This is a genomic window from Casimicrobium huifangae, assembly GCF_009746125.1.
Lineage (GTDB): Bacteria > Pseudomonadota > Gammaproteobacteria > Burkholderiales > Casimicrobiaceae > Casimicrobium > Casimicrobium huifangae.
On sequence record NZ_CP041352.1, the window covers coordinates 4,327,084 to 4,353,690 of the forward strand.

Consider the following 26,607-nt stretch of genomic DNA (forward strand, 5'->3'; position numbering starts at 1 on the left):
TCATTCCCGCGAAGGCGGGAATCCAGACCGTGTTCCGTCGAACGAAGCGAGCAGTCTCCATGGTTGATTTCTCCATCTGGGACATCGTCCGTAACCTCCTCATGGCCACTCGCTGGACCATCGTGCTCTCGCTGGTGGCCTTCATCGGCGGCGGTGTCGTCGGCTTGCTGCTGCTCTACGCACGGGTGGGTGGCAACCGCATCGCGGACCTCGCTGTGCGTGGCTACGTGCAGGTGTTTCAGGGTACGCCGCTGCTGATCCAGCTCTTTCTCGCCTTCTTCGGTATCGCCGCGCTCGGCGTTCCGGTGTCACCGTGGATTGCCGCATCGGTCTGCCTGACGCTCTACTCCAGCGCCTATCTCGCCGAGATCTGGCGTGGCTGCGTTGACGCGGTACCGAAGGGCCAATGGGAGGCGGCGAAAAGCCTTGGTCTTTCGTTTGCGCAGCAACTGCGGCTGATCGTGCTGCCGCAGGCGGCGAAGATCGCGATTGCGCCCACGGTGGGCTTCATGGTGCAGGTGATCAAGGGCACGGCGCTCGCCTCAATCATTGGCTTTGTCGAGATCACCAAAACCGGCACGATGATCACCAATGTCACGTTCAAGCCGTTCCTCGTCTACAGCTTCGTCGCGCTGTTCTACTTTGCGCTCTGCTACCCGCTGTCATGGTGGAGCAAGTGGCTGGAGCTGCGGCTGGCGGTGGCGGGGCGGTAATGTCTTCCCTCTCCCTTGAGGGGAGACGGCCAGGGAGAGGGTGATGGTGATGGTGGAATGCGGCAGACAGCCAACTTCCCGTTCGCCCTGAGCTTGTCGAAGGGTCTGATGAATCAAGGAACGGTCACCGCCCTGACATAGACTTTCACCTATGTCGAACGCCACATCCTCCCGCCCGAAAATCGTCATCATCGGCTGTGGTTTCGGTGGACTGGAAGCCGCGAAGGCGCTGCGTTCCGCAGCTGTTGAGATCACTCTGATCGACCGCACCAATCATCATCTGTTTCAGCCGCTGCTGTATCAGGTGGCGACGGCGGGGCTTTCCGCGCCTTCGATTGCGGCGCCAGCGCGCTTCCTGTTCCGCCGGCAGCGCAATGTGACGACGCTGCTCGGTGATGTGGTCGACATTGACGTTGCGCAGCGCGCCGTGGTGCTTGAGAACGGGGAGCGCGTGTCGTATGACCATCTGATCGTCGCCGCTGGCGCAACGCACAGCTATTTCGGCAACGATCAGTGGGCCACGCATGCACCGGGCCTCAAGACGCTGGAAGACGCGTTCGAGATTCGTCGTCGTGTGTTGCTCGCGTTCGAACATGCGGAGCGGAACGCCAATTCGACTGCGCCTGAAGCGAACACTGCCACGCGCGAGCCCTGGCTCACCTTCGCCGTGATCGGCGCCGGGCCAACGGGCGTCGAGATGGCCGGCACCTTGGCCGAAATCGCACGGCACACACTACCCGAGGAATTCAGGCGCATTGACTCACGCAGGGCGCGTGTACTGCTAGTGGAAGGCGGTGACCGTGTGCTGCAGGCGTTTCCGCCGGAGCTTTCAGCAAAAGCGAAGTCGCAGCTGGAAGCGCTAGGCGTTGAGGTGCTGCTCGCGCACAAGGTCACGCAGATCGACGATGAAGGCATCCGCGTCACCGTCAACGGCACCGAGCAGATGATCGCCTGCAAAACCGTGGTGTGGGCGGCAGGTGTCGCGGCATCGCCGCTGGGCCGGCTGCTCGCACGCGCTTGCGCCTTGCCCGAGGGTGCGGTGGATCGCGCTGGGCGCATTGCGGTCGAACCTGATCTCACCCTCGCGGGTCACGCGGAGATTTCCGTCATCGGCGATCTCGCGCTGGCCAAGAGTCACGAGAAAGACGGCAGCAGCAAACCCGTGCCCGGTGTCAGCCCCGGCGCCAAGCAGATGGGCCGCGTGGCCGCAAAGAACATCCTTGCGCGCGTCGGGGGGCGCGCGCCGCAGGCGTTCCGCTACATCGACTACGGCGCCCTCGCCACCATCGGCCGCAAGTCCGCCGTCGTCGATGTGCCGGTGCCGCTAGTCGGCCACCTGCGCTTCAGCGGCTATTTCGCGTGGCTGTTCTGGCTGTTCGTGCACGTCTACTTCTTGATCGGCTTCCGCAACCGCTTCGTCGTGCTGATGGACTGGGCGTGGTCGTACATGACGTTCAACCGCACGGCTCGGGTGGTGGCGGGGAATGAGGCGTTCGACAACAAAGCGTCAGCGCGGTAATAGGCCGTAGGCTGGGTTGGAAACCCAGCATTGTTCGTCTCTGCGATGGTGCTGGGTTTTCAACCCAGCCTACGCACTACGCGCTTGCGAACTGGGCATGGTCGTACATGACGTTCAACGGGACGGCGCGGGTGGTGGCGGGGAGTGAATCATTCGAACCGAAATCGGAGCGCAAACTGTAGGAGCGGCTCTGCCGCGACCAACGGGTTGTTCAACAAGGTCGCGGCAGCGCCGCTCCTACAGACGCTGCCTGAAAATCGCCTGTGGCTCACCGAATTCGATGATTTCCTGCTCCATTCGGAATCCAAGGCGCGAGAGTAGCCGTCGCGACGGCAAATTCGCCGCCTGTGTCTTGGCGACCACTTCGTAGCCGTTGAACCTGTCGCGTATCTTCTCGACGACGGCCGATACCGACTCAGTCGCGTATCCATAACCCCACGCATCGACGTTGAACAGATAGGAAACCTCAAGTTCGAGCGGACGCACTTCTTCGAGAACAACGCATCCGATGATACGGTCGTTCCCGTACAAGCGAACTGCGCAGAGTTGTCCTGCCGCTACCCGCGAATCAACGCGGGCAAGCGCCTCATCTCTGCTGATCGATCCGCCAAGATATCGCCGCACATCCGCATCCGCCCAGATCGCAGCCAATGCCGGCATATCCGGACTCTTGGCCTTGCTGATCAGGAGTCGTGCGGTACGAAGTGCAAATTGGGTGTCGAAAATGGCGAATTCCGGAAATTCGTGCGGAGGCGATAATTCTGCTATGAACCCCGTCCACACCTCCCAACTAACCTCCCTCCCACTTCTCGCGCGCGGCAAGGTGCGCGACAACTATGCGGTGGGCAGTGACCGCATCCTGATGGTGGCGTCGGATCGCATCAGTGCGTTCGATGTGATCATGGGTGAGCCGATCACGGGCAAGGGGGCGCTGCTGACGCAGATGGCGCTGTTCTGGTTCGACAAGCTGACCGGCATCGTGCCGAACCATCTGACCGGTGACGAGCCGGAAAGTGTGGTGACCGACGCCGAGCGCGCGCAGGTGGCCGGCCGCTCGATGCTGGTGAAGCGGCTGAAGCCGCTGCCGGTGGAGGCCGTGGTGCGCGGCTATCTTGCCGGGTCGGGCTGGGTGGAGTATCAGCAGTCGCAATCGGTGTGCGGCGTGCCGCTGCCGGCGGGGCTCAAGAACGCGAGCAAGCTGCCGGCGCCGATCTTCACGCCCGCGACCAAGGCCGAGATGGGCGAGCACGACGAGAACATCTCGTTCGCTCGCATGTGCGAGATCGTGGGCGAGCCGCTCGCGAAGCAGGTGCGCGAGGCCGCGATTGCGCTCTACACACGCGCCGCCGATTACGCGCTCACGCGCGGCATCATCATCGCCGACACCAAGTTTGAATTCGGCCTCGACGAGAACGGCACGCTGACGCTGATGGACGAAGTGCTGACGCCGGATTCATCGCGCTACTGGCCGGTGGAGGGCTACGAGGCCGCGTTTGCTGCGGGCAAAAATCCGCCGAGTTACGACAAGCAGTTTCTGCGCGACTGGCTGGAGAGCGTGCGCATCGATGGCAAGCCCTGGGGCAAGAAGGCGCCAGCGCCGACCTTGCCACTCGAGGTGATTGCGCAGACGGCGGCGAAGTATCAGGAAGCGTTTGACCGGTTGACGCGGTAGCGCGTCGCTTCAGCTTTTTTGTGAAAGCCGCGTTCGCGTTGGGCTAACTGGGGGTTTTTCAAGAAATCGACTTGGCGCCAAAATTGGCGTCGTGCCGCTTATGGCCGCCGATTCAGCAGAAAGCTACTCACGGTGAGCGATTTGCTGGTCATGCAGCCAAGCGCGTAACGCAGGCACCGGCGCTGGATCGTTGAACAACGCTGACGCGCTGGCGGTGATCGCCGCACGCAGCCCGGCACGGAGGGCGCTATCCGTCAGTAGCCGCCGGGCGCGCAACACGTAGTCCGCAGCATCGGTAGCGAGCAGCGCCGAGGAAACGCGCTCTGGCAGGCAACGCAGCATCGCCATCGTCTGCCGGCCGCGCATGAACTCGCCCGGCAGCGTGAGCACCGGCAGACCGACTGAGAGCGCATCCAGACTGGTGTTGCCGCCGGAAAAGCCAAAACTGTCGAGCGCGAGATCGCTGTGGGCGAGCACGGCGAGGAAGTCGGCGCGGCTGCGCTGCGGCAGGCGCAGCACGCGGCGCGCGATCTCGACGCCCAGCGGTGCGAAGTGATGCTGCAAATAGGCATCGAACACCCGCGAGCGGCTTGCGATCGGGCTGTCGAACACCAACAGCGTTGCCTCCGGTGACGCCACCAGAATCTCGCCCACCGTGCGTGTGAACTGCGGGCTCCACTTGAACGGCGATTGCGCGCAAATGGCCAGCGTGCCGGTGGCCGGCAATCCGAGCGCGGCACGCGACAAGGCCGAAGCGGCGGGTGGTGTCGGATAGCAGGTGCCCAACCCCGGCAGCAAATGCAGCCGCTCACGATAGTGCGTCACGGCGTCGGCAGGCTCCAGCGCGGCTGCGCTGACGAACACGTCAATCGTCGGCAATCCTGTCGTGACCGGATGCCCCCACATTGCGCACTGCAGCGGCGCCAGGCGCATCGCTGCGAGCTTTTCGATCAGCGGCTCCATGCCGATCTCGGGGTAAATCAGCACGTCAGGCGCATCGGCGGCAATGGCGCCAGCGATGGCCAGCAGGGCAGCATCGTCATCGGCGAAGTGCCGCAAGGTGGCACGACTCGCGACTTCATCGGTGAAGGCATCGCGATCGCCACAGGCGTAGACAAACACCTCGATGCGTCCGTCGGCAAGATCGGTGAAGAAGCGCTTGAAGTAGTGGCCCACCGTGCAGTCACGCAGGTGCTTCGAGGCGAAGGCCACGCGCAGCTTGTCACGCGGGACAGGTGGCGACAGGGACGGCGGCGTCAGCGGCTGCATCAGCATTGCCAGCAAATCGCCACGTAGCGTTTGCAATGCACGGTCGTCGCGCCCGTGATAGGCGAGGCGGAATGCGGTGTGACGAACCAGCCCGGCGCGTTGCGGGTCGGTCAGTGTGGTCTGCGGCAACCGGTCAAGAATCGCCCGCAGACCACTGCCATAACGCTCACGCCACCGATCTATCGCCGCATCGTCAGGGTACTGCTCCGGCACGACCAGCGCGGCATCGACGGCGTCGGCGTCGAGCGTCGCCTCTCGTGGCAGCGCTTCCAGCGCACGGGCCGGCGGCGCTTGCAGTTCGCGCCAGGCATCAAGTGGTGCCTCATCCACCAGCCGTCGCAGCCAGAGCCAGCGCGCAATGTTTGATTGTGGATGTCGCACTGCCGTGTCACGCCCAAGCGTAAGCGCCTCCGCCACCGCGCCGGTATCCATCAGTGCGCGCGCCGTTGCCCTGGCGACATGCACGTCGGCACTGGCGTCGAGCGACGCCGCGCGGACCAGTTGCAGCGCACGTTGTTGCGACAGCGGCGTGGTGGCTGCGTCCCACAGGAAGCGCCAGAACGCCATCTGCTGTGGCAGCAGTTGCACCAGCGCCTCGAAGTGCGGAAACGCCTGCTCTGGCTGCTTGCGGTCGAGCGCGATGCGTCCGGCCAGCGCGCGCGTGGCTGGTTCCAGCGGTGGATAGCGCAGCGCGCGCTGGATGGCAGCATCGGCTGCCGTCAGGTCGCCACGCTGCGCCTGCGCGGCCGCCAGTGTGCGCTGCGCGGCTTGTGTGTTGCGTGTAGCAGCCGGGGCCGACTCGATCGCGCGGATGGCGGTGTCAACGTCACCGGTACGCAATGCCTGCAGCGCCCGATCAATGATCGCTGCGCTCACCGCGACCTCGCAATGGCGCAGTGAACGAGCAGGGGCGACAAAGCGACGGGCATGCGGCATTTTGTCATTGCCGGGCAGTGGTGCCACAATCGCGCCGCCATGAACCCGAAGCGCCTGTCGCACTTTCTCAAGACGCTTTACTCGCAGGTCACCCGTCTGACCTGGTGGTCGCTGCTGGGTGCGTTCACACTGCACTACGCGGTCTCGGCCAGGCTGATGTGGCTGTTCGAGACTGGTGAGATCACGGAGATCGTCGCGTTTTTCTATTACTACATCACCACCGTCACCACGGTCGGTTATGGCGACATTTCGCCGAAGACCGTCAGCGGCCGGCTACTGGCGTCGCTCTGGATCATGCCGGGCGGCATCATCCTGTTCACCACCAGCATCACCAAGTTCGTTCACTATCTTTCGATCCAATGGAGGCGCCGCATGTGTGGTGAAGCCGATTATTCCTACCTGGGCGGCCACATCGTCATCCTTGGCTGGCAGGGAATGCGCACACAACGCATGGTGGAAGAGATCATCCATGACATCGGGCGCGCCGAACGCGAGATCGTGGTCTGCTCGACCAAGGATATCGAGAACCCGATGCCAACACTGGTCAAGTTCGTCCGCGACACGGCACTGTCGGAGAAGCGCCTGCATGACCGGGCGGGTACAGCGGGCGCGGCGGTCATCATCGCGCTCGGGCATGATGACAACGACACGCTGGCAGCAGCGCTGGCTGCGTCGGCCTACAACCGCGACGGGCATCTGGTGGCGCACTTCCAGCAACAGGCATTTGCCGATCTGCTGGTCGCTCATTGCCCGCGTGCGGAGGCAATGGTCAGTGCCGACACGGCGATGCTGGTGCGTGCCGCGCAGGACCCTGGCAGCTCCCGCGTGCATCACGATTTGCTGTCGGTGATGACCGGCAGCGCGCTATTCAGTCTGAAGATTCCGGACAACGCTGCGCTGACGACGTATGGCGAATTGATGAGCGACTACAAGCTGCGGCACAACGCCACCGTGGTCGCCGTTGCCGATGACGCGCGTGGCAACGGCCTGTCGCTCAATGCGCCGGCCAGCAAACACGTTGGACCGGGGCAGGTGGTGTACTACATCGCCGAGCGTCGCATCAGCTGAACTGCGTGCGCTCAGCGCTGCCTACGCGGACTTTGATCGCTGATAGTTGAATGGACCGCCGGTGAACGGCGCAAATCCGCAACCGAAGATCGCACCGGCATCGGCCAGGTCACTGTCAGTCACTACCCCTTCAGCCAGGGCTTTGTTCGCCTCGTTGAGCATCGGCGTGATCAGGCGCTCGGTGAGTCCTGCCGGCACCGCGCTGGCGCTGCCTTTCTGCGGCTTGCCGCTGACCCAGGTGTAGAAGCCCTTACCGGTCTTCTTGCCGAGTTCCTTCGCTTCGAGCTTCGCGGCGAGTTTCTTCGGCGCGTTCCTGAGCGCTTCTTCACCACCCACGACCTGACCCACTGCGGCGCAGACGTCGAGGCCGACCACATCAGCCAGTTCCACCGGCCCCATCGGCATGCCGAACGCGAGCGCGGCTTCGTCGAGTGTCTCGGGCGTGATGCCTTCGTCGAGGCAGCGCATCGCCTCGGTGAGGTAGGGCGCAAGAATGCGGTTAACCCAGAAGCCTGGCGCGCTCTTGCAGGCGAGCGGCAGCTTGTCGATCTGATCGACAAAGGCGGTGGCGTTACGCGCCACGTCCGGATTGGTCTGTGCACCGCTGATGATCTCCACCAGCATCATCTGCGCGACCGGGTTGAAGAAGTGCACACCGACGAGGCGCGCCGGATTGGCAAGCGCCGTGGCAATCTGTTCGAGCGGGATTGATGACGTGTTGGTGGCGAGAATGGCGTCCGGGCGCGCTTTCGCCTCAAGTTCCGCGAACACCTTCTGCTTGACGCCGAGGTTCTCGACGATCGCCTCGATGATCACGTCGGCTTTCTTCGCGCCGTCGCCGGTCACGTCCGGCTGCAGACGGTCCATGGCGTCGCGGATTCGGCGTTCGTCGCGCAGGCGCTTCCTGTACATGTCGGCCGCACGCTTGATCGCGGGCGCGATACGGGCCGCATCGAGATCCTGCAGCGTGACAGTGATGCCGCGCAGTGCGCACCACGCAGCGATGTCACCGCCCATGACCCCGGCGCCGATCACGTGCACATGTTTTGCCTTGAAGTCGATACCCTTGGCCTGCGCCTTGAGCTTTTCACGCAGGCCGAACACGCGGATCAGGTTTTTCGCCGTGGAATGCGACAGCAGCGACTGCATCGAACAGGATTCGGTCGCCGCAGGTTTGTGCACATCACCGTTGTACTTCTGCCAGAGATCGATGATCGCGTACGGGGCCGGATAGTGCTCCGGGCGCGCACGCTTGGCGACCTGCTTCTTCGCCTGCGAGGCGACGTAGCCGCGCAGGAAGCCGTTGGTCATGAGGTTTTGTGCGAAGGGCAGGGTGCGCGGCGTCGGGGAGGCAGCGAGCACGCCGCTGGCCGTGTTCCACATGATGCGCGGCGGCACGGCTTCGTCGGCGAGGCCGAGCTTCTTTGCCTTCTTCGCGTCAACGGTCTTGCCAGAGAGCATCAGGTCAAACGCGGCCGGCGCGCCGACCAGTTGCGGCAGGCGTTTGACACCACCCCACGCCGGCAGGATGCCAAGCATCACTTCGGGCAGACCCATGCGCGTGCCGGGATCGTCGACCGCCACACGGTAGCGGCAGGCCATTGCCAACTCCAGGCCGCCACCCATGCAGAAGCCCTTGATCAGGGCAAGGGTCGGGTATTTCACGACCGCGAGGCGGTCGTAGAGGTCGTAGCCGGTGAGGATCAGTTTGGTCGCTGCGGCAACATCGTTGGTTTTGCCGATAGCCTCGAACTCCTGAATGTTGGCGCCGGCGATGAAGCCGGAAGACTTCAGCGAATGGAACACCACACCCTTCGGCGGCTGCGCGTCAAATTCGTCAAGCAGCCTGGCCAGCTCGGCCAGCACCGGCGTGCCCATCGTGTTGACGTTGCTGCCTGCCACGTCGATGCCGACCCAGACGATGCCCTGCTCGTCGGTACGGAGTTTGAAGTTTTCGTAAGTCATGTCAATTCCTGTGTGTCGCAGTTTTGCTCCCTCTCCCTTGAGGGGAGAGGGCCGGGGAGAGGGTGACGGTTGATATCCCGCTCGCGCTGGCCATTTCGCCACCGCCCCCTCTCCCCTACCCCTCCCCCACGAGGGGGAGGGGTTCTAGGCAGCCTCTACCAACATGGCGCCGCCCTGCCCGCCACCGATGCAAATGGTCGCGAGAGCGCGCTTGCCCCCGGTGCGCTTGAGAGTTTTGAGCGCATGCAGCACGATGCGGGCGCCGGAGGCGCCGACCGGGTGACCCAGCGCTACAGCGCCGCCGTCAACGTTGAGCTTGTTCATGTCGATCGAACCGAGCGCACCATCGAGGCCAAGCTCGTCCTTGCAGAACTTCTCATCCTCCCACGCGCGCTTGCACGCGAGCACCTGCGCCGCGAAGGCCTCGTTGATCTCGATGCTGTCGAGGTCGTTGAGGCCGAGCCCGTTGCGCTTGAGGATCGGCGTGGACGCGTACACCGGGCCGAGGCCCATCTGCGCCGGGTCGCAGCCCGCCCACTGCGTGTCGGTGATCTTGCCAAGCACGGAGAGGTTGTTCTTCTCTACAGCCGCCCTGGTCGCCAGCAGCAGCCATACGCCACCATCGGTGATCTGCGAGCTGTTGCCCGGCGTCACGTTGCCGTACTTCTTGTCGAAGAAGGGTTTGAGTTTGGCCAGTTTCTCGGGCGTCGAATCGCTGCGAGCACCGTCATCTGCTGCATAGACGTTGCCCTTGCCGTCAATCAGCGGCACCAGTTCGTCCTTGAAGCGGCCCTCCGCTTGCGCCGCCAGCACGCGCTTGTGGCTCTCGGCGGCGAATGCGTCCATCTCGGCGCGGGTGATGCCAAAGCGGAATGCGATGTTCTCGGCGGTCTGCCCCATCAGCAGGCCCACCTTCGGATCGGTCAGGCCCTTCATCAACGCGATGACCGGCGACAGCAGCGCGGCAGGTGACAGTTTGGCAAAGGTACCAACCTTCTGGCCCATGGTGCGCGCACTGGCGAGTGCGGCGAACCAGAGCACCATCTTTTCACTGTAGAGCAGCGGCGCCCGCGAGAGGGCGTCAACGCCACCGGCGAGCACCAGTTCGCTGCGGCCCGCGAGCATGTTGTTGATCGCCGAGTCGAGCGCCTGCATGCCGCTGGCGCAGTTGCGCATCACCGTCCAGCCGGTCACCTTGTCACCACAACCGAGGCGCATGGCAACGTAGCGGCCAATGTTCACTTCATCCGGCGACGGGTTGGCGCAGCCGAGAATCACCTCGTCCAGCGCTTTGGGATCGACCGGTTGTCGCGCCAGCAGCGCACGACCGGCGGCGACGGCGAGGTCGGACGCGGAGAACGGCCCCGGCGCGTTCTTCGCCTTCAGGAACGGCGTTCGGGTGCCGTCAACGACGTAAATGGGTTCACGAAGGGCGGATGCCATGCTGAATCCTTGTCTGTGTTTCTTGAGTGTTGATCACGCGAACGCGAGCACCGCGCGGATGGCACGGACCTGGGCGTTCTGGTTCACGCGGGCGCGCAGGGAGCCGGCGAGGAAGGGTGCAAGGTGGGCGAGCACGGCTGCGTCTTCCTCCAGCGCGCCGTTGCTGGTGCTGGCGAGCGTGGTCATCAGTTTGCGCGCGTCTTCGCTGGCGAGTGTGGATGAAATGGCGTCGAGCACGAAGTGCAAGCGCATGGTGAGATCCTGTGGCGCCAGGTCCGGCAAGGCCTTGGCAAACGCCTGCACGAAGCGGGTGTCCTGCGCGGCATAGCGCTCGGCCAGCAGGTCACGCACGAAAGGCGACGGATCGGCGTAGGCGCGGCCGAGCAGTTTGAGGAAGTCACTGCCACCGCGCTCGGCGTCGCGCGCCAGTTGCAGGGCCGGCAGGAACATCACCGTGATCAGTTGCTCCACGCTGTGCGCAGCGTCGGCGCCGGCGGCTTCCAGTGCATCGAGCAGGCGCACGCGTTCGAGATTCAGCACGTCAAGGCGGGTGGTGAGCACCAGCGCGAACAGTTCCTCCTTGCTGCCAAAGTGATAGTTCACCGCGGCCAGGTTGACCGCCGCCTCGGTGGTGATGGCGCGCAGGCTGGTGGCGTCGTAGCCGTGCTGGATGAAGAGTTTTTCGGTGGCGGCGAGGATGCGCGTCTTGGTCGCGACGCGACCATCGTTGCGTGCCGCGCCGGTCTGCCGTTCGCGGATCTTCAGTGCCGGAAAGTTGCTATTCATCAGCATTTCGAACGCCATGGTGTCCCCCTTGTGACGTGATGCGTTACCAGTGTGTTGCGGGGTTGCCGGACGGCCAGCCAGTTCACCGGCCGCCGCTTGGGTTATCCGCGCTTTGAATCGATTGATTCAAACAATTGTTTGATTCTGCCTGAAAGTTTGGCGAGATTGCACGAAAAATCGATAGAAAGGTGGCTCTAGTGGCCTGTCTGCGCTGCCGTTGAGACAAGCAGCTTTTTGATGAAATGGCGTCGGTACAGGGCAAAGAAGGGAGAAACGCTGGAAACCGACTTTTTGCATTTCCGGTTGCTGAGCCCAGATGGAATGCGGGTTTTACTGAATAGTTGCCTCCGTATGCCCGGCCGAAATTTGTGGAGCCATCGGCTCCATGCGGGTGCCACAATGCGGCGTTCAGTCTGTCGTGGAGCGCCCATGCACGCCGTTCTTTCGCTATCGAACCAATCTGTGCGCCACGCCACGGCCCACCGGTTTTTGCTGGCGGCTTTTGCCGCCACGGGCCTGAGCGCCGGGCTTGCTGTCGGCATCGCCAGCGCGCAACCGGCGCCGACGCGCCCGGCCGCAACCGCCGATGCAGTGACCGCCGCGCCGTGGACGCCGCCGCAACGACGCCGCATCTATCTGCTGCGGCACGGCGATGTGGTGTATTTCGACGCCCAGGGCAAGCCAGTGGCTGACCCGGATCTGGTGGTGCTCAGCGAGAAGGGCCGTGCACAGGCCGATGCGGCGGGCAAATACCTCGCCGCGCTGGGTGTGAAGAAGTTCGACCGTGTGTACGCCAGCACGCTGCCGCGCACGCAGGAGACGGCCTCGCGCGTGCTCGCTGCCGCAGGCGTCGCCGGCGAACCGGCCAAGGTGGAGGCCTGGCGCGAAATGAAATCCGGCGGCACCAGCGGCATCGCAACGGCCGACCTGCCGCGTGCCTTCCTCGCGCTGACCGAGCCCAGGGTCGGCCCCGACGGTCGCTTTGGCAACGGCGAGACAGTGCGCGAAGTGCAGGAGCGGGTGCTGCCGAAGCTGCGCGAGCTGCAGGCCGACCCAAACTGGGACAGCGCGCTGCTGGTGCTGCATGGGCTGGTCAACAACGTCATCCTGTCGCACGCGCTCGGCGCCGGCAACGACTATTTCGGCCGCATTGAGCACAGCCCCGGCTGCATCAATGTGCTGGACGTGGGGCCGAACGACTGGGTGATCCGCGCCATCAATCTCTGCCCGGATGCCGGCAACTACGCCGACAGCGGAGCACCTTCCCGACTGAACACACTGGAGAAGCTGCTGGCAGGATCCTTACGCTCGCGCGCCCTGCAGGCGCAGCAACCAGCAAGGACTTGGTGACGGCTACTTCTCAGGCTTCACCATCAGCGCATTGAACCGCCGCTCGGGCCGGTGGGTGACCTTCAGGCCTTTCTTCGCAGCGTAGTCGAAGATCGGGTAGAAAACCGGGATGAAGGCCTGATCCTCGATGGCCACCTCGATCGCCTTTTCCAGCCAGGCGCTGCGCTTGGTCTCGTCCATCTGCATCAGCGCCTCGCGTGCCAGCGCGTCGACCTTGCTGTTGCTGTAGCGGGTACGGTTGGCGGTGCCAGCGCCGATGGCCGGGTCCGGCGTCATGATCAGTGCTCGGATACCTGATCCGGCCTCCTCGGACCCGTATTGCGCGGCGAACGCGCTGAAGTCCTGCTTGCTGGCGCGACCGAAGAACACGCTGCCCGGGATCGCCTCGACCTCGGCCTTGAGTCCAAGTTTGGTCCACATCTGGGCAATCGTTTGCGCGATGGCAGCATCGTTTGGATAGCGATCGTTGGTGGCGGTCAGCACGATGCGGAAGCCGTCGCTCCACCCGGCTTCTTTCAATAGCGCCTGCGCTTTGGCCAGATCGAAAGCGTCGGGCTTGAGCTTCTGGCTGGTCCCGGGATAGGTGGTGGGCACCAACTGCGAGGCCGGCACGGCACTGCCTTCCATCAGGCGCTCGGTAATGGCGTTGCGGTTGATCGCGAGTGACAGCGCCTTGCGCACACGCGAGTCTTTCAACGGATTTTTCGCGAGCGGCTTGCCGTCTTTCGCGGCCACGTTCGGCGAGACGTCGCGCGCCGAATCCAGCGCGATGTAGTGCACGAGGCCAGCCGGGCCCTTGCTGAGCGTGAAGCGCTTGTCGTTGCGCAGGCGCGGCAGGTCGGCAATCGCGGGCAGGTCGATAGCGTCGACCTCGCCGGTCAGCAGCGCCGCGACGCGGGTCGGGTCCTTGGCAATGACTTTTTCGGTGACTTTTGCCCAAGGCTGCTTGCCCGCCCAGTAGGCGTCGTTGCGCGTGAGCACGAGTCGGTCACCGTTCACCCATTCGCTGACCTTGTACGGTCCGGTGCCAATTGCGGCCCTGGTCGAATTGAAATCCGCGGTCGTTGCGCTCCTGGCAATTTTCGCCGGCACGATCAGCACCCGCGACAGCTCGAACGCGAGCTTAGGGTTCGGCTGTTTCGTACGGATGACAAGCGTGTCATCTCCCTGCTTGCTGATGCTGGCAATGCCACGTACAAACTGCGCAAACGAGTTCGGCGAGTTCGGCACGTTGGGCACGCGTTCGTAGGTCGCTATCACATCGTCAGCGGTGAAGTCACTGCCGTCATGAAACTTCACGCCCTTGCGCAGTTTGAATTCCCACGTCGTGTCGTTGACAATCTTCCAGCTGGTTGCGAGCGCCGGTTGCAGCTTCTGGTTTTCATCGTTGCTGACCAGCGCCTCGTAGATCGTCGAGTGCGACGATCCGGTCGGGAAGGCGTTAAAGAAGTGCGGATCAAGCGTATTGAGCTCCAGTTTCGTGCCCAGCGTGAGAGTTTGTGCGCCGCTCCACGTCGACAGCACGCAGGATAGAAACGCGAGCGCAGCAGCAACAAAACGAATACTCATAATCTACAAGTCCTGACCAATAAACCGATTTGACGTCATTCTCGCCGCAGGCGGGAATCCAGCCGGTCACGGGGAACGCGGGGTACACCTCATGAGGAAACACCGACCACTGGATCCCCGCTTCGCGAGGATGACGGCAATAGGAAGCTACAGCATTCAAGATGAACACCGAGCAAAAAATTCCACCTACCGCCAACCCACGTGTCGCCATCGGCAGTTTCATGCTCGAGTCGAATGCCCATTCCCCGGTCGCCACCCGCGAGGAGTTCGCGCAGAACGTACTGATTGAACCCAATGCGTTGCTGGCCGATCTTGCCAGCGAGCATCCACGCTCACCAGGCTGTCTGGCCGGTTTTCATAACGAGATGCAGCGGACTGGCGCGTGGACACCAGTCCCAATGATCGCAGCGGCGGTGGGCGCCAGTGGCCCGGTCGATCAGGCGTGGTTTGATGCGATCATCGCCTCCACTGTCGCCTCGCTGCAAACTGCGCTCGCTGAGGGGCCGCTTGATGCGGTGTTCCTCTCGCTGCATGGTGCCGCCATAGCGACCGTCGAGCCCGATCCCGACGGCGCAATGCTCGCGGCGGTGCGCGCCGTCGTGGGCGATGCTGTGCCTGTGCTGGCCACACTCGATCTGCACGGCAACGTATCCGCGGCCATGGTGCAGCATGCCGACTATCTTGCGGCCTACCTGACCAATCCGCATATCGACACGCACGAGCGTGGTGCCGAGTGTGCGCAGGCGTTGCGTGAGTCGCTGGCGAGCGGTCGCCGCTGGCATCGCGCGTTTGTGAAGCTGCCGTTCATTCCGCCATCAGTCACCCAGAACACCGAGCGCAAGCCGGGCGCGAGTACGCCGTACGGCGACATCATTCACTACGGTCAATCACTATTGAATGACGACCTGCGTAACGTGAGCGTCCTGTCTGGCTTCACACTGGGCGATACGCCGAAAGCGGGCATGAGCGTGATCGTGTGTGCACAGACGGCCGACGCTGCACGCGCCACCGCGAAGGAGGTTGCGACGCGCGCGTGGGCAGATCGCGCGCGCTACGTGCCGCGCTTGACTGCGCTCGCCGATGCGACGCAACGGGCACTTGCGGTTGCGCGCGATACAACGGCACCGGCGCTGCTGTTTGCCGATGTAGCTGACAACGCAGGCGGCGGCGGACGCGCCAATACCGTGTGGATCCTCAAGGCGTTTCACGAGGCTGGCGTCACCGGTTGCACGCTGGCGATTTTCTACGATCCGGCGCTGGCGGCCGAGGCGCATCAGCTGGGCGTCGGTACGCGCTTTCATGCGCGGTTCAATCGCGACGAAACGCACCCACTGTCGGGTCACTTCGAGGCAGAGGCGACCGTCGCGCAGTTGCACGACGGTGAATTCATCGGCCGTCGCGGTATTGCAGCTGGTCACGCCATCAGCCTTGGTCCTTGCGCCCGGTTGCGGGTCGGCGGTATCGACGTGATCGTCGTCAGCGTCCGGCAACAGGCGAAAGACCCGGTGTTCATGGAAGCGCTCGGCGTCGATATCCGCCAGCAGCGATCGCTGATCATCAAGTCACGCGGCCACTTCCGCGCCTGGGCAGACGAGTTTTTCCCCGATGCGCAGATCGTCGAGGTTGACGTGCCGGGGCTCACCACACCCGTGCTGAAGAATGTGCCGTATCAGCATGTGCCACGGCCGATCTACCCGCTGGATGATGACTGGGGGTGGCAGGTGGGCGAGCCGGCGGTCTTTGCAGCTCGACAATGAAAAACGCCGCTGTCGCGGCGTCTTGAATCTGGTGGCGCTTCAGGGACTCGAACCCCGGACCTGTGGATTATGATTCCATCGCTCTAACCGACTGAGCTAAAGCGCCGTTTCACCAGCGCAGCGCACTTTTGTGGCGCCTGCTTTGCGAAGCCTTGTATTTTCGCCAATTTCGGCCTGCTTGTCAAAACGTGACCGGGCGCTGGCCACCAGGGAATATCGGCCCCGCGCCCCAATTCGCTCAATCAATCATTTGCCATGGCCAGCAATGCGCGAACGGATGCGCCTGCCAGCCAGGGTTGCGAGCGTCGCGAGCATAAGCACCAACAACGCGAGTGCGAGTGGCGACAAGGCCGGAATCACACGTGTATCGGCAACGAAGATAACCGTTGGATTGTTGCTGCCCACCTGTCGCGGATCGTTGCTCAAGGCCGACGATTCGTTGCTGCCATTGCCATCGGCATCGAACGCAGCCGTTGCCTGATTGGAGACGGAAGCACCATTCGCGGCGGGCAGGATCGTCGCAGTGATGGTGATCGTTACCGACCCACCGGCCGGGATGGACCCGTTCCATGTGACCGTATTGGTCGGAACGCTTGCCACCGCTGTACCGCTGCTGGCAGTTGCGGAAATCAGCGCCAGCGTCGCTGGCAAGACATCGGTCAACTCGTTGCCAGGGTTGTCACCTTGCGGGCCGGGGCCAGCGTTGCCCAGGATGATCGTGTAAGTGACAGTGCTGCCCACCACAAAAGTACCCGACGCTGTTTTTGTGGCCGTCACTTGGGAACCAACCACGGTGTCGACGTCGGTGGCCGAGTTGTTGCCTGAGGTCGGGTCCGTGACGCCAGCGGGAGCGGCGACGGTCGCCGTATTGCTTATGTTGCCGATCGCTGTCGCCGACACAGCGCAAGTGGCGGTGAAGGTGACGCTGGCCCCGGCGGGCACATTGACGCTGCTGGCAATGTTGCCGCTGCCAGATGCAGGGCAGGTGCCGCCACCGGCGCCAACGCAAGTCCAGGTGCAGGTAAGGGAAGCCGGGAAGGTGTCACTCACGGTGGCGCCGCTGGCGTTGCTGGGTCCGGCGTTGCTGGCGGTGATCGTGTAAGTCAGCGATCCGCCCGGTACGGCAGTAGTTACGCTGTCGGTCATGGTGATCGCGAGATCGGCGCTGCCGGCAAGTGCGTCTGTGTCAGTTGCAGCGTTGTTGGCGGGAGCGGGATCGCTCACACCACCCGGCGCGGCGACGGTTGCCGTGTTGCTCAGCGTGCCCGTGGCTGCTGCCGAAATTGCACAACTTGCCGTGTATGTCGCGCTGGCGCCAACCGGCAAATTAACGGTGTTGTTGATGTTGCCGGAGCCGTTGGCGGTACAGGTGCCGCCACCAGCGCCGACGCAGGTCCACGTACAGGTGAGACTTGCCGGGAACGTGTCGGCGACTGTCGCACCGGTCACGTTGCTCGGTCCGGCATTGCTGGCCGTGATCGTGTACGTGACAGAACCGCCAGGTGTTGCGGTTGTCACCCCATCGGTGATGGTGATTGCCAGATCAGCACTCGCCGACAAGGTATCGGTATCGGTTGCCGAGTTATTGGCGGGAGCGGGGTCGGTCACGCCGCCAGGGGCGGCGACGGTTGCCGTGTTGCTCAGCGTGCCTGTGGCCGCAGCAGAGATCGCACAGCTTGCTGTGTAGGTGACGCTACCACCGGCCGGCAGGTTAACAGTGCTGTTGATGTTGCCGGATCCGCTGGGCGTACAGGTGCCGCCACCGGCACCTACGCAAGTCCACGAGCAGGTGAGCGAGGCCGGGAACGTATCCACCACCGTTGCACCAGTCGCGTTGCTCGGTCCGGCATTGCTCGCAGTAATGGTGTAAGTCACCGATCCGCCCGGCGTGGCCGTTGTCACTCCGTCAGTTTTGGTGATCGCCAGATCGGCGCTCGCAGCGAGCGTGTCGGTGTCAGTTGCCGAGTTGTTGCCCGGTGTTGGGTCAGTGACGCCGCCAGGCGCAGTCACTGTTGCGGTGTTGCTCAGTGTCCCGGTCGCGCTCGCCGAGATCGCGCAACTCGCGGTGTAAGTCACGCTGCCACCCACAGGCAGGTTCACGGTGTTGCTGATGTTGCCGGAGCCACTTGCAGTGCAAGTCCCTCCACCGGCACCGACACAGGTCCACGTGCACGTGAGGCTTGCCGGGAACGTGTCGGCCACAGTTGCACCGGGTGCGTTGCTCGGTCCATCGTTGCTCGCAGTGATGGTGTAGGTCACCGATCCGCCCGGCGTGGCCGTTGTCACGCCGTCAGTCACCGTGATCGCCAGATCAGCGCTGGCAGAGAGCGTGTCTGTATCGGTTGCCGAGTTGTTGCCCGGTGTTGGGTCAGTAACGCCGCCGGGCGCAGTCACTGTTGCGGTGTTGCTCAGCGTCCCTATCGCGCTCGCCATGATCGCGCAGCTCGCGGTGTAAGTCACGCTGCCACCCGCTGGCAAATTCACCGTGTTGCTGATGTTGCCGGAGCCGCTGGCGGTGCAGGTGCCACCGCCAGCGCCCACGCAGGTCCAGGTGCAGGTGAGACTCGCCGGGAAAGTATCGGCAACCGTCGCGCCAGTGACTCCGCTGGGGCCGGCGTTGCTGGCCGTGATGGTGTAGGTCACTGATCCACCCGGCGTTGCCGTCGTCACCCCATCAGTCACCGTGATTGCCAAATCAGCGCTTGCCGAGAGGGTGTCACTGTCAGTCGCGCTATTGTTTCCCGGTGTCGGGTCGGTGACACCACCAGGTGCAGCGACGGTCGCGGTATTGCTAAGCGTCCCGGTCGCACTCGCGGAGATAGTGCAGCTCGCCGTATGGGTCACGCTACCACCCGCCGGCAGATTGACTGTATCGCTGATGTTGCCTGAACCGCTGGCCGTGCAAATGCCGCCGCCGGCGCCAACGCAGGTCCACGTGCAGGTGAGGCTCGCCGGGAATGTATCAGCGACTGTCGCGCCGGGCGCGTTGCTCGGGCCGGCGTTGCTGGCAGTGATGGTGTACGTGACCGAGCCGCCTGGCGTCGCAGTCGTCACGCCGTCCGTCTTGGTGATCGACAAATCGGCCTGCGGCGTCAGCGTGTCAGTATCCGTCGCGCTGTTGTTCGCCGCATTGGGATCGCCGGCAATGGTGACGGTCGCGGTATTGCTCAACGTGCCAGTCGCGGCGGCAGAGATTGCACAAGCCGCGGTATAGGTGGTGCTGGCACCCGCTGGCAAATTGACGGTGTCGCTGATGTTGCCGGCGCCGCTGGCCGTGCAGGTGCCGCCGCCAGCGCCGACGCATGTCCAGGTACACGTCAGAACAGCCGGGAACGTATCCGCCACTGTAGCGCCAGTGGCTGCGACCGACGAAGCGTTGGACGCGGTGATGGTGTAGGTGACAGATCCACCCGGCGTCGCCGTCGTGACGCCGTCTGTGACGGTGATGCCGAGATCAGCGGCTTGAACGCTAATGCAGCCGTTGGCCGTCACGCTTTGTCCATCGGGATTGGTGATCGTGACATTTTGCAAACCGGAGGCCAGCGCTGTGATGTTGAGCGTGACTTGGGTCGGTGAGTTGTAGGTGACGCTGTTGACGGTCGCGTTGGTGACCGTTGCACTGATGTGACTAAACGGCAATGCGGGTGGGGGCAAATTGGCGCCCGGATCGTAAAAACCGGAGCCTGCTGTCGATGTGGCATTGATGACAACATTGCCGGTCGGACCGGTGAAAGTGATCGGACTGCCCGAGCAGGTCGGCGTCGCTGGTGGCCGTGAAAGCAGCTTGCCAACGCGGACTGCGTAGCTGTTCAACGCCTGGTTGTACTCCTGCACGGTGTAGATCGTCATGTCGTCAATCGGATCAACGACGGTGTAGGAGTAGTCACCCCAGCGGCGGCCGGAGCCGCCACCGGGATCCGCAGCCGGGTTGTAGTTGGACGTGGTGGTGCCAAAAGTGGTCGCTGCGGTGGTGGGCGGTGCGTCCATGGTGCCGAGCGTGTCACCGGCGAGGCGGCTGGCGTAGGCAGGGGTGGCCCCCACAACGCCCGCCATGCTGAAACCGACAACCGCATGGCCCTGTCCGCTAGCCGCAATTGACGGAATCCAGTATTGCCTGGCTGCCGCACGTGTGGCAGCGTTGTCGAACACAGTCCCGGACTGAACGAGGGTCGGCGTAGTGGTCAGGTTCTGCACCTCATACCAGCGGACAGCGTTGCGAGCCGCGGCTGCGGTGCTGGCGACGCCCGCAGCACTAACGCGAAAATTGTGCGCGGTCCACAAGCGCCCATTGCGAATCATCGCAGCGTACAGGCGGTCATCCAGGCTATCGAGATTGCCATTCGCGCCGCCAGTATTGCCGGCATGTTCTACACGGTTCGGAAACGTGGTGGTCGGCACCGTCATGCTGATGTTGGCAGAGATGGTGGGCGTGGCCGATCCGGGATTGCTGATCCGACGGAACATCAGGGTGCTGAACGTGGCGTTGTCAGGGCCGACGAAGTACCCTTCCGTGGCTGTGGCGTCGTAATTGTCGACACCCCTTGGTGCAAATGGCCCGGAGCCCGCACCACCCGACACCATATTCGCAAACATGGTCACTGTGATAGGCCCGGCACCGAGAATCGATGACTTGCGAATGACGTAGCCGTTCGTGCCCTGGAAGGAGCCGGCATTGCTGAACATATTGCAGCCGACGTAGAGCGCGTTGACATCAACGCCCAGTGAAGGGTAGTCACAGAAATTGGTGCCGGGATCCGGATCGGCCTGAAACTGAAAGAACGACCAGATCGTGCTGCCGGAAATGGTGCCATTGTTGCTGACTGCAAGCAGCCAGCGGTTGGGCGCCGTGGTCGTACAGGTAGCGTTGGTGCACGGGATGTCGATGATGCTGATGTACCACCGCCCCGTAAAGCGGTCGTAGCGTATCTGTGGGTCGCTGGTGAAGTTGAGAACCACGGCGCCCGCGACCGGCGTCATGACCGACGCAAAGAACACGTTCGGATCGACGTCGAGAACGCTGTCGGCAACGCCTGCCTTGGTGAACGATCGGATGCGACCATTGGTTGCCGCGATGAACTGCGTCGGGCCGACCGTCCCCATTGAGTCGGGCGGGAAGTTGCCTGTATCAGAAAGCGTCACTGCATCGAACGAGAGGCCGGTCGTATGCGATGCCTTCCTTACGTCGGACGCCTTGGGAATATCGCCGCCCGATATCCCCGAGGTTGCAGGCGCGGCAGGATTGTCCGGCAATTGGCTGCGATCTGGGTATTGCAGCCGGAGTACGGGCCTTGGTCCGGCGGGTGGGGTCACCGCAGCGCGTGCCATGATGCTGGCAGTGGTCTCAACCTGGCCTTTGCTGCCGGCGAGCGCCAAGCCAGGCGCATCAGCCGCAAACGCGGTTTCACACATCGCAGTAGCGGCTACACAGCAAACACTGACAATGATGCGAACGAAACTGCCGCACCGCTCAACAACGCGATTCATGGAGGCCCCCGGAGAAATTGAGCGTGCCGCGACTGCAGCGCGCACTAGGCTATTTACGAATGAGATTTTGGCACCGCACGCTGGAGAACGCCGACGCAGTTTCATTGCGACAACGACATCAGTGGGCATCATGCCAATGTCTTGAATTTCCCGCTCGCTGTGTCAATTGGCCGCAGCAGCCGCTGCCGCCACAAACTCGCGTCTCACCAGCTCAACGCGGGCGCGGTTGACGCCCAGATCGCTGCGCCCAAGCCGGGACGCAGAGCGGACGTGAATGACGTGCGCGACAGGGTCGATGCGCGCTTCGAAATCATCAACAAAGCGCATGGTTTTGGTTCGGCACTCGGCGTATAGATAAGTCGGTTCGACCCGGATCAGGGTCACGCCGCCCAGGCGCTGCAGCACGCCGCCGAGTCGTGCCATCGCGACCGAGGAATCGCCGCTGTAGGTGATGGGCGCGACATACGCGGGATGTGCCGGGTCAATGCCTTCACTGACCACGCTGTTGGGCGTGCTTTTGGGCGGTGCTAGCTTGCCGTCGCGCACCCCCAGCGTGCCCGGTCTACCGCCAAACCAGCGCGAGTTCTCGCGACCGGCGAGGTTGACAAACATTATCCAGAGCATGAAAGCCGAGACCACCCCAAGCAGCAGCAATGCAGCGACGCGCAGCACAACCATCATCATTGGACTCCGATGCGGCGGGCCGCGAGCAGGTGATTGGCAAACTCGACGAAGCCCGCACCGCAATCTCGTGAGCACAGCCATGCCGGCGCAACCGGAATTTTCGCCAGCGCCGTCTGCACATTGGCAACGCCCACCGACAGCGGCACTGCAGCAAACAGGGAGGCATCGTTCGGGGAATCACCGATAAACGCCGCGCGCGCGTGCACATCGTCACGGCTGAGCCCAAACGCCTGCTGCATCAACGGGTAGACGCCATCGGCCTTTTCGTTGGCTGGATAGTAGGCGTGAATGTGGATGCTGCTTACTGCGGTGAGGTAGCCCTCTGCGCGCATCAGCGTGACGATCTGTCCAACGATGTCGTCCGCCGCCCGCGGCACCTGCTCGGCATAGTCGATCGCGAGATCGGTGAGGCGATAGGGTTGATCAGCGCTCACCTTCACCTGCGGGAACCGCGTAGCGATCCGCGCGCCGAACTGCCGCAATTTTTCGATGTAACCCGTGCCGCGATGTTCCTCGTGAATCACACGCTGGATGGCGCGGCCACTTTCATGATCCTTCCACGAGATGACGCCACCGTTCTCGGTGACGCAGGCTTCGATGGGCCAGGTGGACAGCATGACATTGCCCCAACCCGAAGGGCGCCCGGTCACCGGTACGGCGGTGATTCCCGCATCGCGCAGCGCGAACAGCGTGGCATAGGTCTCGGCGTGCATCAGGCCGTGCGTGGTGAAGGTTTCGTCGACATCGAACAGCAGATAGTCGACGCGAGCGAGCGCCTGTTTGTCCAGCGTCGCGAGCGGTTGCAGGCGTGGCGTCGACGTCATTTCAACGCGGTCGCGATGGCCGCATGGATGCGTGGCAAGCTCTCGGCGCTCGCCAGCAGATTTGTCTTGGTGCGCCGCTGCAACATGGAATCGACAGAACGTGACCACTCATGGTCACGCAGATGCGGAATTTCGGCTTCGCTGAATGTGTCGTCAAATATCTCGCCGGTACCTTGGGCGATCACAGATTCTGCGGCGAGGCCATAACGATGCATCAGGCGATTGGCGTACGCCGCAGTGAGTCCTCTGGATTGCAATGCTTGAGCGACATCCGCCAACGCGTCGGGCGTTGCGCCGGCTTGCAGCGGCGCATGCGTCCACGATGCGCGGCTGGCATTGGGAAAGAATGGCAGCAGCTTTTCCAGCGCGTGTTCAGCGAGTTTGCGATAGGTGGTGATCTTGCCACCGTAGATGTTTAGCAGCGGCGCACCCGGTGCACCGGCGCCCTGTGAATCCGCTTGGGCGTCGAGCTTCAGCGTGTAGTCGCGAGTGATCGCGGACGGGTTGTCGTCGCCGTCGTCGTAGAGCGGTCGCACACCGGCGTAGGTCGCAACGATGTCGTCCCGCGTGAGCGATTTGGCGAGGTAAGTGTTGGCGAGATCGAGCAGATACTGTGTTTCGTCGTCAGTGATCGCGGGCGTTTCGTATTCAGCGACGGGCACGTCGGTAGTGCCGATCAGCGAAAAGCGTTCAAAGTACGGGATGACGAAGACGATGCGGCCGTCACTGTTCTGCAGAATGTAGGCGTGCGGCGATTCGTGCACGCGAGGCACGATGATGTGCGAGCCCTTGACGTGTTTGACCGTTTCCCTGGTCGTCGGCGTGTCGATGCTCGACAGCAACGCCTTGACCCAGGGACCGGAGGCGTTGACGATCGCGCGGGCGTGAACTGTCTCACATGCGCCAGTGGCCACGTCCTCGATGGTTGCCTGCCAGATCGAACGTGCATTCGCGCCTTCTGGCGCCGGCACACGCTGCGCGCCTACGAAGCGCACACCGACCCGAACATCAGCGCCACGTGCCCTGGCGTCTTTCGCGTTCTCAACGACGAGGCGAGCGTCGTTGACCTGTGCGTCGGAGTAGACAAAGCCGTCGGTGAATTTCGCCTTGAGGCCGGCGCCCCAGTTTGACTCAGCGGTTTTCCGGAGATTCGCAGCGAATGACTTCGGCAGCGTCTGCTTCTGGCCGCTCCAGCCACCCAGCCGGTCGTAGAGAAACAGGCCGGCGCGGAGCATCCACTTCGGCCGCAGATGCGGCTCGTGTGGCAGTACGAATTGCAGGGGGCGGATCAGATGCGGGGCGACGCGCAGCAGCACCTCGCGCTCGGCCAGCGCTTCGCCAACGAGTCGGAATTCGTAGTTCTCCAGATAGCGCAGGCCACCATGGATGAGTTTCGACGACCACTGCGAGGTGTGCGCAGCTAGGTCGTCCTTCTCAACGAGGAGGACCGAAAGGCCGCGCCCAATCGCATCGCGCGCAATGCCGGCGCCGTTGATGCCACCGCCGATGACGAGGAGATCAACGGGGGCTTGCTGCGAGTAAGGTGCCGACTGCATACCGCAATGGTAGCGAACGCTGGCGGCCCTACGCTGCAAGCGTGCCGTCATTCCACAACCGCAAGCACAGGTAGTCGCCAGAATCGCCAAAGAAAAAGGCGACCGCAGTCGCCTCTTTTCGACCGTAGCGTTCGCTTACTTTCGGCGCAGCTTGCGGATGGCCGCGAGTTGTGCCACGGCGGAAGCCAGTTCGGCCTGCGCGGCAGCGTAGTCAATCGCCGCATCCTTGTTGCGCAAGGACTCTTCGGCGCGTTGCTTGGCTTCGTTGGCCTTCGCTTCGTCAAGGTCGTGGCCGCGGATCGCGGTGTCGGCGAGTACCGTCACCACGTTCGGCTGCACTTCGAGGATGCCGCCGGCGACGAAGACGAACTCTTCGCTACCGTCGGCTTTCTCGATGCGCACAGCACCCGGCTTGATGCGCGTGATCAGCGGCGTGTGCTTGGGCAGGATGCCCAGCTCGCCCGATTCGCCTGGCAGCGCGACGAACTTCGCCTCGCCCGAGAAAATCGAGGCTTCCGCGCTGACGACGTCTACGTGGATGGTTGACATCAGCTTCTCTTAGTTAAGAGTTTTCGCTTTTTCGAACGCTTCTTCGATGGTGCCGACCATGTAGAACGCCTGCTCCGGCAGGTGGTCACATTCGCCATTCACGATCATGTTGAAGCCGCGGATCGTGTCCTTGAGCGACACGTACTTGCCTGGTGAACCGGTGAACACTTCGGCGACGTGGAACGGCTGCGACAGGAAGCGCTGGATCTTGCGCGCGCGCGCAACGGCCAGCTTGTCTTCGGGAGCCAGCTCGTCCATGCCCAGAATCGCGATGATGTCGCGGAGCTCCTTGTAGCGTTGCAGCGTGGCCTGGACGGAACGCGTGCAGCTGTAGTGCTGTTCACCGATCACGAGCGGATCGATCTGGCGCGACGTCGAGTCGAGCGGATCCACAGCCGGGAAGATGCCCAGCGCGGCGATGTCACGCGACAGCACGACAGTGGCGTCCAAGTGCTGGAAGGTGGTCGCAGGCGACGGATCGGTCAAGTCGTCGGCAGGCACGTACACGGCCTGGATCGAGGTGATCGAGCCAGTCTTGGTCGACGTGATGCGCTCCTGCAGGCGGCCCATTTCTTCGGCCAGCGTCGGCTGGTAGCCCACGGCTGAAGGCATACGGCCGAGCAGTGCGGACACTTCGGTACCGGCCAGCGTGTAGCGGTAGATGTTGTCGACGAAGAACAGGATGTCGAGGCCTTCGTCGCGGAATTTCTCGGCCATCGTGAGGCCAGTCAGCGCGACGCGCAGACGGTTGCCCGGGGGTTCGTTCATCTGACCGAACACCATCGCGACCTTGTCAAGCACCTTCGACTCTTCCATCTCGTGGTAGAAGTCGTTGCCCTCACGCGTACGCTCACCCACACCGGCGAACACGGAGTAACCACCGTATTGCTTCGCGATGTTGTTGATGAGCTCCATCATGGTCACGGTCTTGCCCACGCCGGCGCCGCCGAACAGGCCGATCTTGCCGCCCTTGGCGAACGGGCACACGAGGTCGATCACCTTGATGCCCGTTTCGAGTAACTCGGTGGTCGGCTTCAGGTCTTCCATCAGCGGTGCTTTTTGATGGATCGCGCGACGCTCTTCGGTCGGGATGGCACCGGCGTCATCGATCGGGCGACCGAGCACGTCCATGATGCGGCCCAGCGTGGCCTTGCCAACCGGCACCGAGATCGCGGCGCCGGTGTTGTTCACGGCCATGCCGCGGCGCAGGCCGTCCGACGAGCCGAGCGCAATGGTGCGCACCACGCCGTCGCCCAGCTGCTGCTGCACTTCGAACGTCAGACCGGCTTCGACACCCGAGTGGGTGGCCGAGGCGTCCAGCGTCAGCGCGTCATATACCTTGGGCATCGCGCTGCGGGGGAATTCGATGTCCACCACCGCGCCGATGCACTGAACGATACTGCCTTGATTCGTGCTCATCGTCTTGTCCTGTTTTTCAATCGCTAGTTCTTTGGTTCCGGCTC

General features: G+C 63.2%; 18 protein-coding genes and 1 tRNA gene. 6 read left to right on the top strand and 13 right to left on the bottom strand.

Annotated elements, in window-relative coordinates; translation table 11 throughout:
* Positions 1 to 59: 59 nt before the first annotated feature.
* Positions 60 to 713 carry an amino acid ABC transporter permease gene (locus FKL89_RS19550; RefSeq protein ID WP_156864382.1) on the top strand — a complete coding sequence of 218 codons (654 nt, stop codon included), beginning with the start codon at positions 60 to 62 and terminating at the stop codon, positions 711 to 713.
* 151 nt (positions 714 to 864) lie between these two features.
* Complete coding sequence (locus FKL89_RS19555) at positions 865 to 2,232, top strand: NAD(P)/FAD-dependent oxidoreductase (protein ID WP_156864383.1); 1,368 nt, start codon at positions 865 to 867, stop codon at positions 2,230 to 2,232.
* Between the two features lie 237 nt (positions 2,233 to 2,469).
* On the opposite strand, the gene FKL89_RS19560 is transcribed toward FKL89_RS19555, so the two are convergent.
* Complete coding sequence (locus FKL89_RS19560; protein ID WP_272953712.1) at positions 2,470 to 3,015, bottom strand: GNAT family N-acetyltransferase; 546 nt, start codon at positions 3,013 to 3,015, stop codon at positions 2,470 to 2,472.
* On the opposite strand from FKL89_RS19560, the gene FKL89_RS19565 reads away from it, so the two are divergent.
* Positions 2,999 to 3,904, top strand: coding sequence for a phosphoribosylaminoimidazolesuccinocarboxamide synthase (locus FKL89_RS19565; RefSeq protein WP_156864385.1), 906 nt, complete (start codon positions 2,999 to 3,001; stop codon positions 3,902 to 3,904). The two genes, FKL89_RS19560 and FKL89_RS19565, sit on opposite strands and share 17 nt — an antisense overlap.
* Positions 3,905 to 4,027: 123 nt before the next feature.
* Here the strand turns inward: FKL89_RS19565 and FKL89_RS19570 are convergent, their stop codons facing one another.
* Complete coding sequence (locus tag FKL89_RS19570; RefSeq protein WP_156864386.1) at positions 4,028 to 6,109, bottom strand: O-linked N-acetylglucosamine transferase family protein; 2,082 nt, start codon at positions 6,107 to 6,109, stop codon at positions 4,028 to 4,030.
* On the opposite strand from FKL89_RS19570, the gene FKL89_RS19575 reads away from it, so the two are divergent.
* Positions 6,101 to 7,177: a potassium channel family protein gene (locus tag FKL89_RS19575; RefSeq protein ID WP_156864387.1), complete on the top strand. Its 1,077-nt coding sequence runs from the start codon at positions 6,101 to 6,103 to the stop codon at positions 7,175 to 7,177. The genes FKL89_RS19570 and FKL89_RS19575 overlap by 9 nt on opposite strands.
* A 21-nt stretch (positions 7,178 to 7,198) precedes the next feature.
* On the opposite strand, the gene FKL89_RS19580 is transcribed toward FKL89_RS19575, so the two are convergent.
* From FKL89_RS19580 to FKL89_RS19590, 3 genes are all read right to left on the bottom strand, one after another.
* Positions 7,199 to 9,142 (bottom strand): 3-hydroxyacyl-CoA dehydrogenase NAD-binding domain-containing protein, encoded by a 1,944-nt coding sequence (locus tag FKL89_RS19580; RefSeq protein ID WP_156864388.1) that lies wholly within the window; start codon positions 9,140 to 9,142, stop codon positions 7,199 to 7,201.
* Between the two features lie 144 nt (positions 9,143 to 9,286).
* Positions 9,287 to 10,585, bottom strand: coding sequence for an acetyl-CoA C-acetyltransferase (locus FKL89_RS19585; RefSeq protein WP_156864389.1), 1,299 nt, complete (start codon positions 10,583 to 10,585; stop codon positions 9,287 to 9,289).
* 33 nt (positions 10,586 to 10,618) lie between these two features.
* The gene (locus FKL89_RS19590) at positions 10,619 to 11,389 is read right to left on the bottom strand and encodes a TetR/AcrR family transcriptional regulator (RefSeq protein ID WP_156864390.1); all 771 of its coding nucleotides are present in this window, start codon (positions 11,387 to 11,389) and stop codon (positions 10,619 to 10,621) included.
* Positions 11,390 to 11,800: 411 nt separating this feature from the next.
* On the opposite strand from FKL89_RS19590, the gene FKL89_RS19595 reads away from it, so the two are divergent.
* Positions 11,801 to 12,721, top strand: a complete 921-nt coding sequence (locus FKL89_RS19595) for a histidine phosphatase family protein (RefSeq protein WP_156864391.1) — start codon at positions 11,801 to 11,803, stop codon at positions 12,719 to 12,721.
* Positions 12,722 to 12,724: 3 nt separating this feature from the next.
* On the opposite strand, the gene FKL89_RS19600 is transcribed toward FKL89_RS19595, so the two are convergent.
* On the bottom strand, positions 12,725 to 14,290 hold the full coding sequence (locus FKL89_RS19600) for an ABC transporter substrate-binding protein (RefSeq protein ID WP_156864392.1): 1,566 nt from the start codon (positions 14,288 to 14,290) through the stop codon (positions 12,725 to 12,727).
* A gap of 161 nt (positions 14,291 to 14,451) precedes the next feature.
* Here FKL89_RS19600 and FKL89_RS19605 point away from each other — a divergent pair, with 161 nt between their 5' ends.
* Positions 14,452 to 16,047 (top strand): M81 family metallopeptidase, encoded by a 1,596-nt coding sequence (locus FKL89_RS19605; RefSeq protein ID WP_156864393.1) that lies wholly within the window; start codon positions 14,452 to 14,454, stop codon positions 16,045 to 16,047.
* A 29-nt stretch (positions 16,048 to 16,076) separates the two neighbouring features.
* Here FKL89_RS19605 and FKL89_RS19610 read toward each other — a convergent pair.
* The 7 genes from FKL89_RS19610 to atpD all read right to left on the bottom strand — a co-directional run bounded on the left by FKL89_RS19610 (position 16,077) and on the right by atpD (position 26,563).
* Positions 16,077 to 16,153, bottom strand: a tRNA-Met gene (locus tag FKL89_RS19610).
* A 140-nt stretch (positions 16,154 to 16,293) separates the two neighbouring features.
* Positions 16,294 to 21,531 (bottom strand): beta strand repeat-containing protein, encoded by a 5,238-nt coding sequence (locus tag FKL89_RS19615; RefSeq protein WP_162527598.1) that lies wholly within the window; start codon positions 21,529 to 21,531, stop codon positions 16,294 to 16,296.
* A gap of 162 nt (positions 21,532 to 21,693) precedes the next feature.
* The gene (locus FKL89_RS19620) at positions 21,694 to 22,215 is read right to left on the bottom strand and encodes a DUF1499 domain-containing protein (RefSeq protein WP_162527599.1); all 522 of its coding nucleotides are present in this window, start codon (positions 22,213 to 22,215) and stop codon (positions 21,694 to 21,696) included.
* Positions 22,212 to 23,039 (bottom strand): Cof-type HAD-IIB family hydrolase, encoded by an 828-nt coding sequence (locus FKL89_RS19625; protein ID WP_156864396.1) that lies wholly within the window; start codon positions 23,037 to 23,039, stop codon positions 22,212 to 22,214. Before FKL89_RS19625 ends, FKL89_RS19620 begins: the two co-directional genes overlap by 4 nt.
* On the bottom strand, positions 23,036 to 24,595 hold the full coding sequence (glpD, locus tag FKL89_RS19630) for a glycerol-3-phosphate dehydrogenase (RefSeq protein ID WP_162527600.1): 1,560 nt from the start codon (positions 24,593 to 24,595) through the stop codon (positions 23,036 to 23,038). Before glpD ends, FKL89_RS19625 begins: the two co-directional genes overlap by 4 nt.
* Positions 24,596 to 24,730: 135 nt before the next feature.
* Positions 24,731 to 25,144 (bottom strand): F0F1 ATP synthase subunit epsilon, encoded by a 414-nt coding sequence (locus FKL89_RS19635; RefSeq protein ID WP_156864398.1) that lies wholly within the window; start codon positions 25,142 to 25,144, stop codon positions 24,731 to 24,733.
* A 9-nt stretch (positions 25,145 to 25,153) separates the two neighbouring features.
* Complete coding sequence (gene atpD / locus FKL89_RS19640) at positions 25,154 to 26,563, bottom strand: F0F1 ATP synthase subunit beta (protein WP_156864399.1); 1,410 nt, start codon at positions 26,561 to 26,563, stop codon at positions 25,154 to 25,156.
* Positions 26,564 to 26,607: the final 44 nt, after the last annotated feature.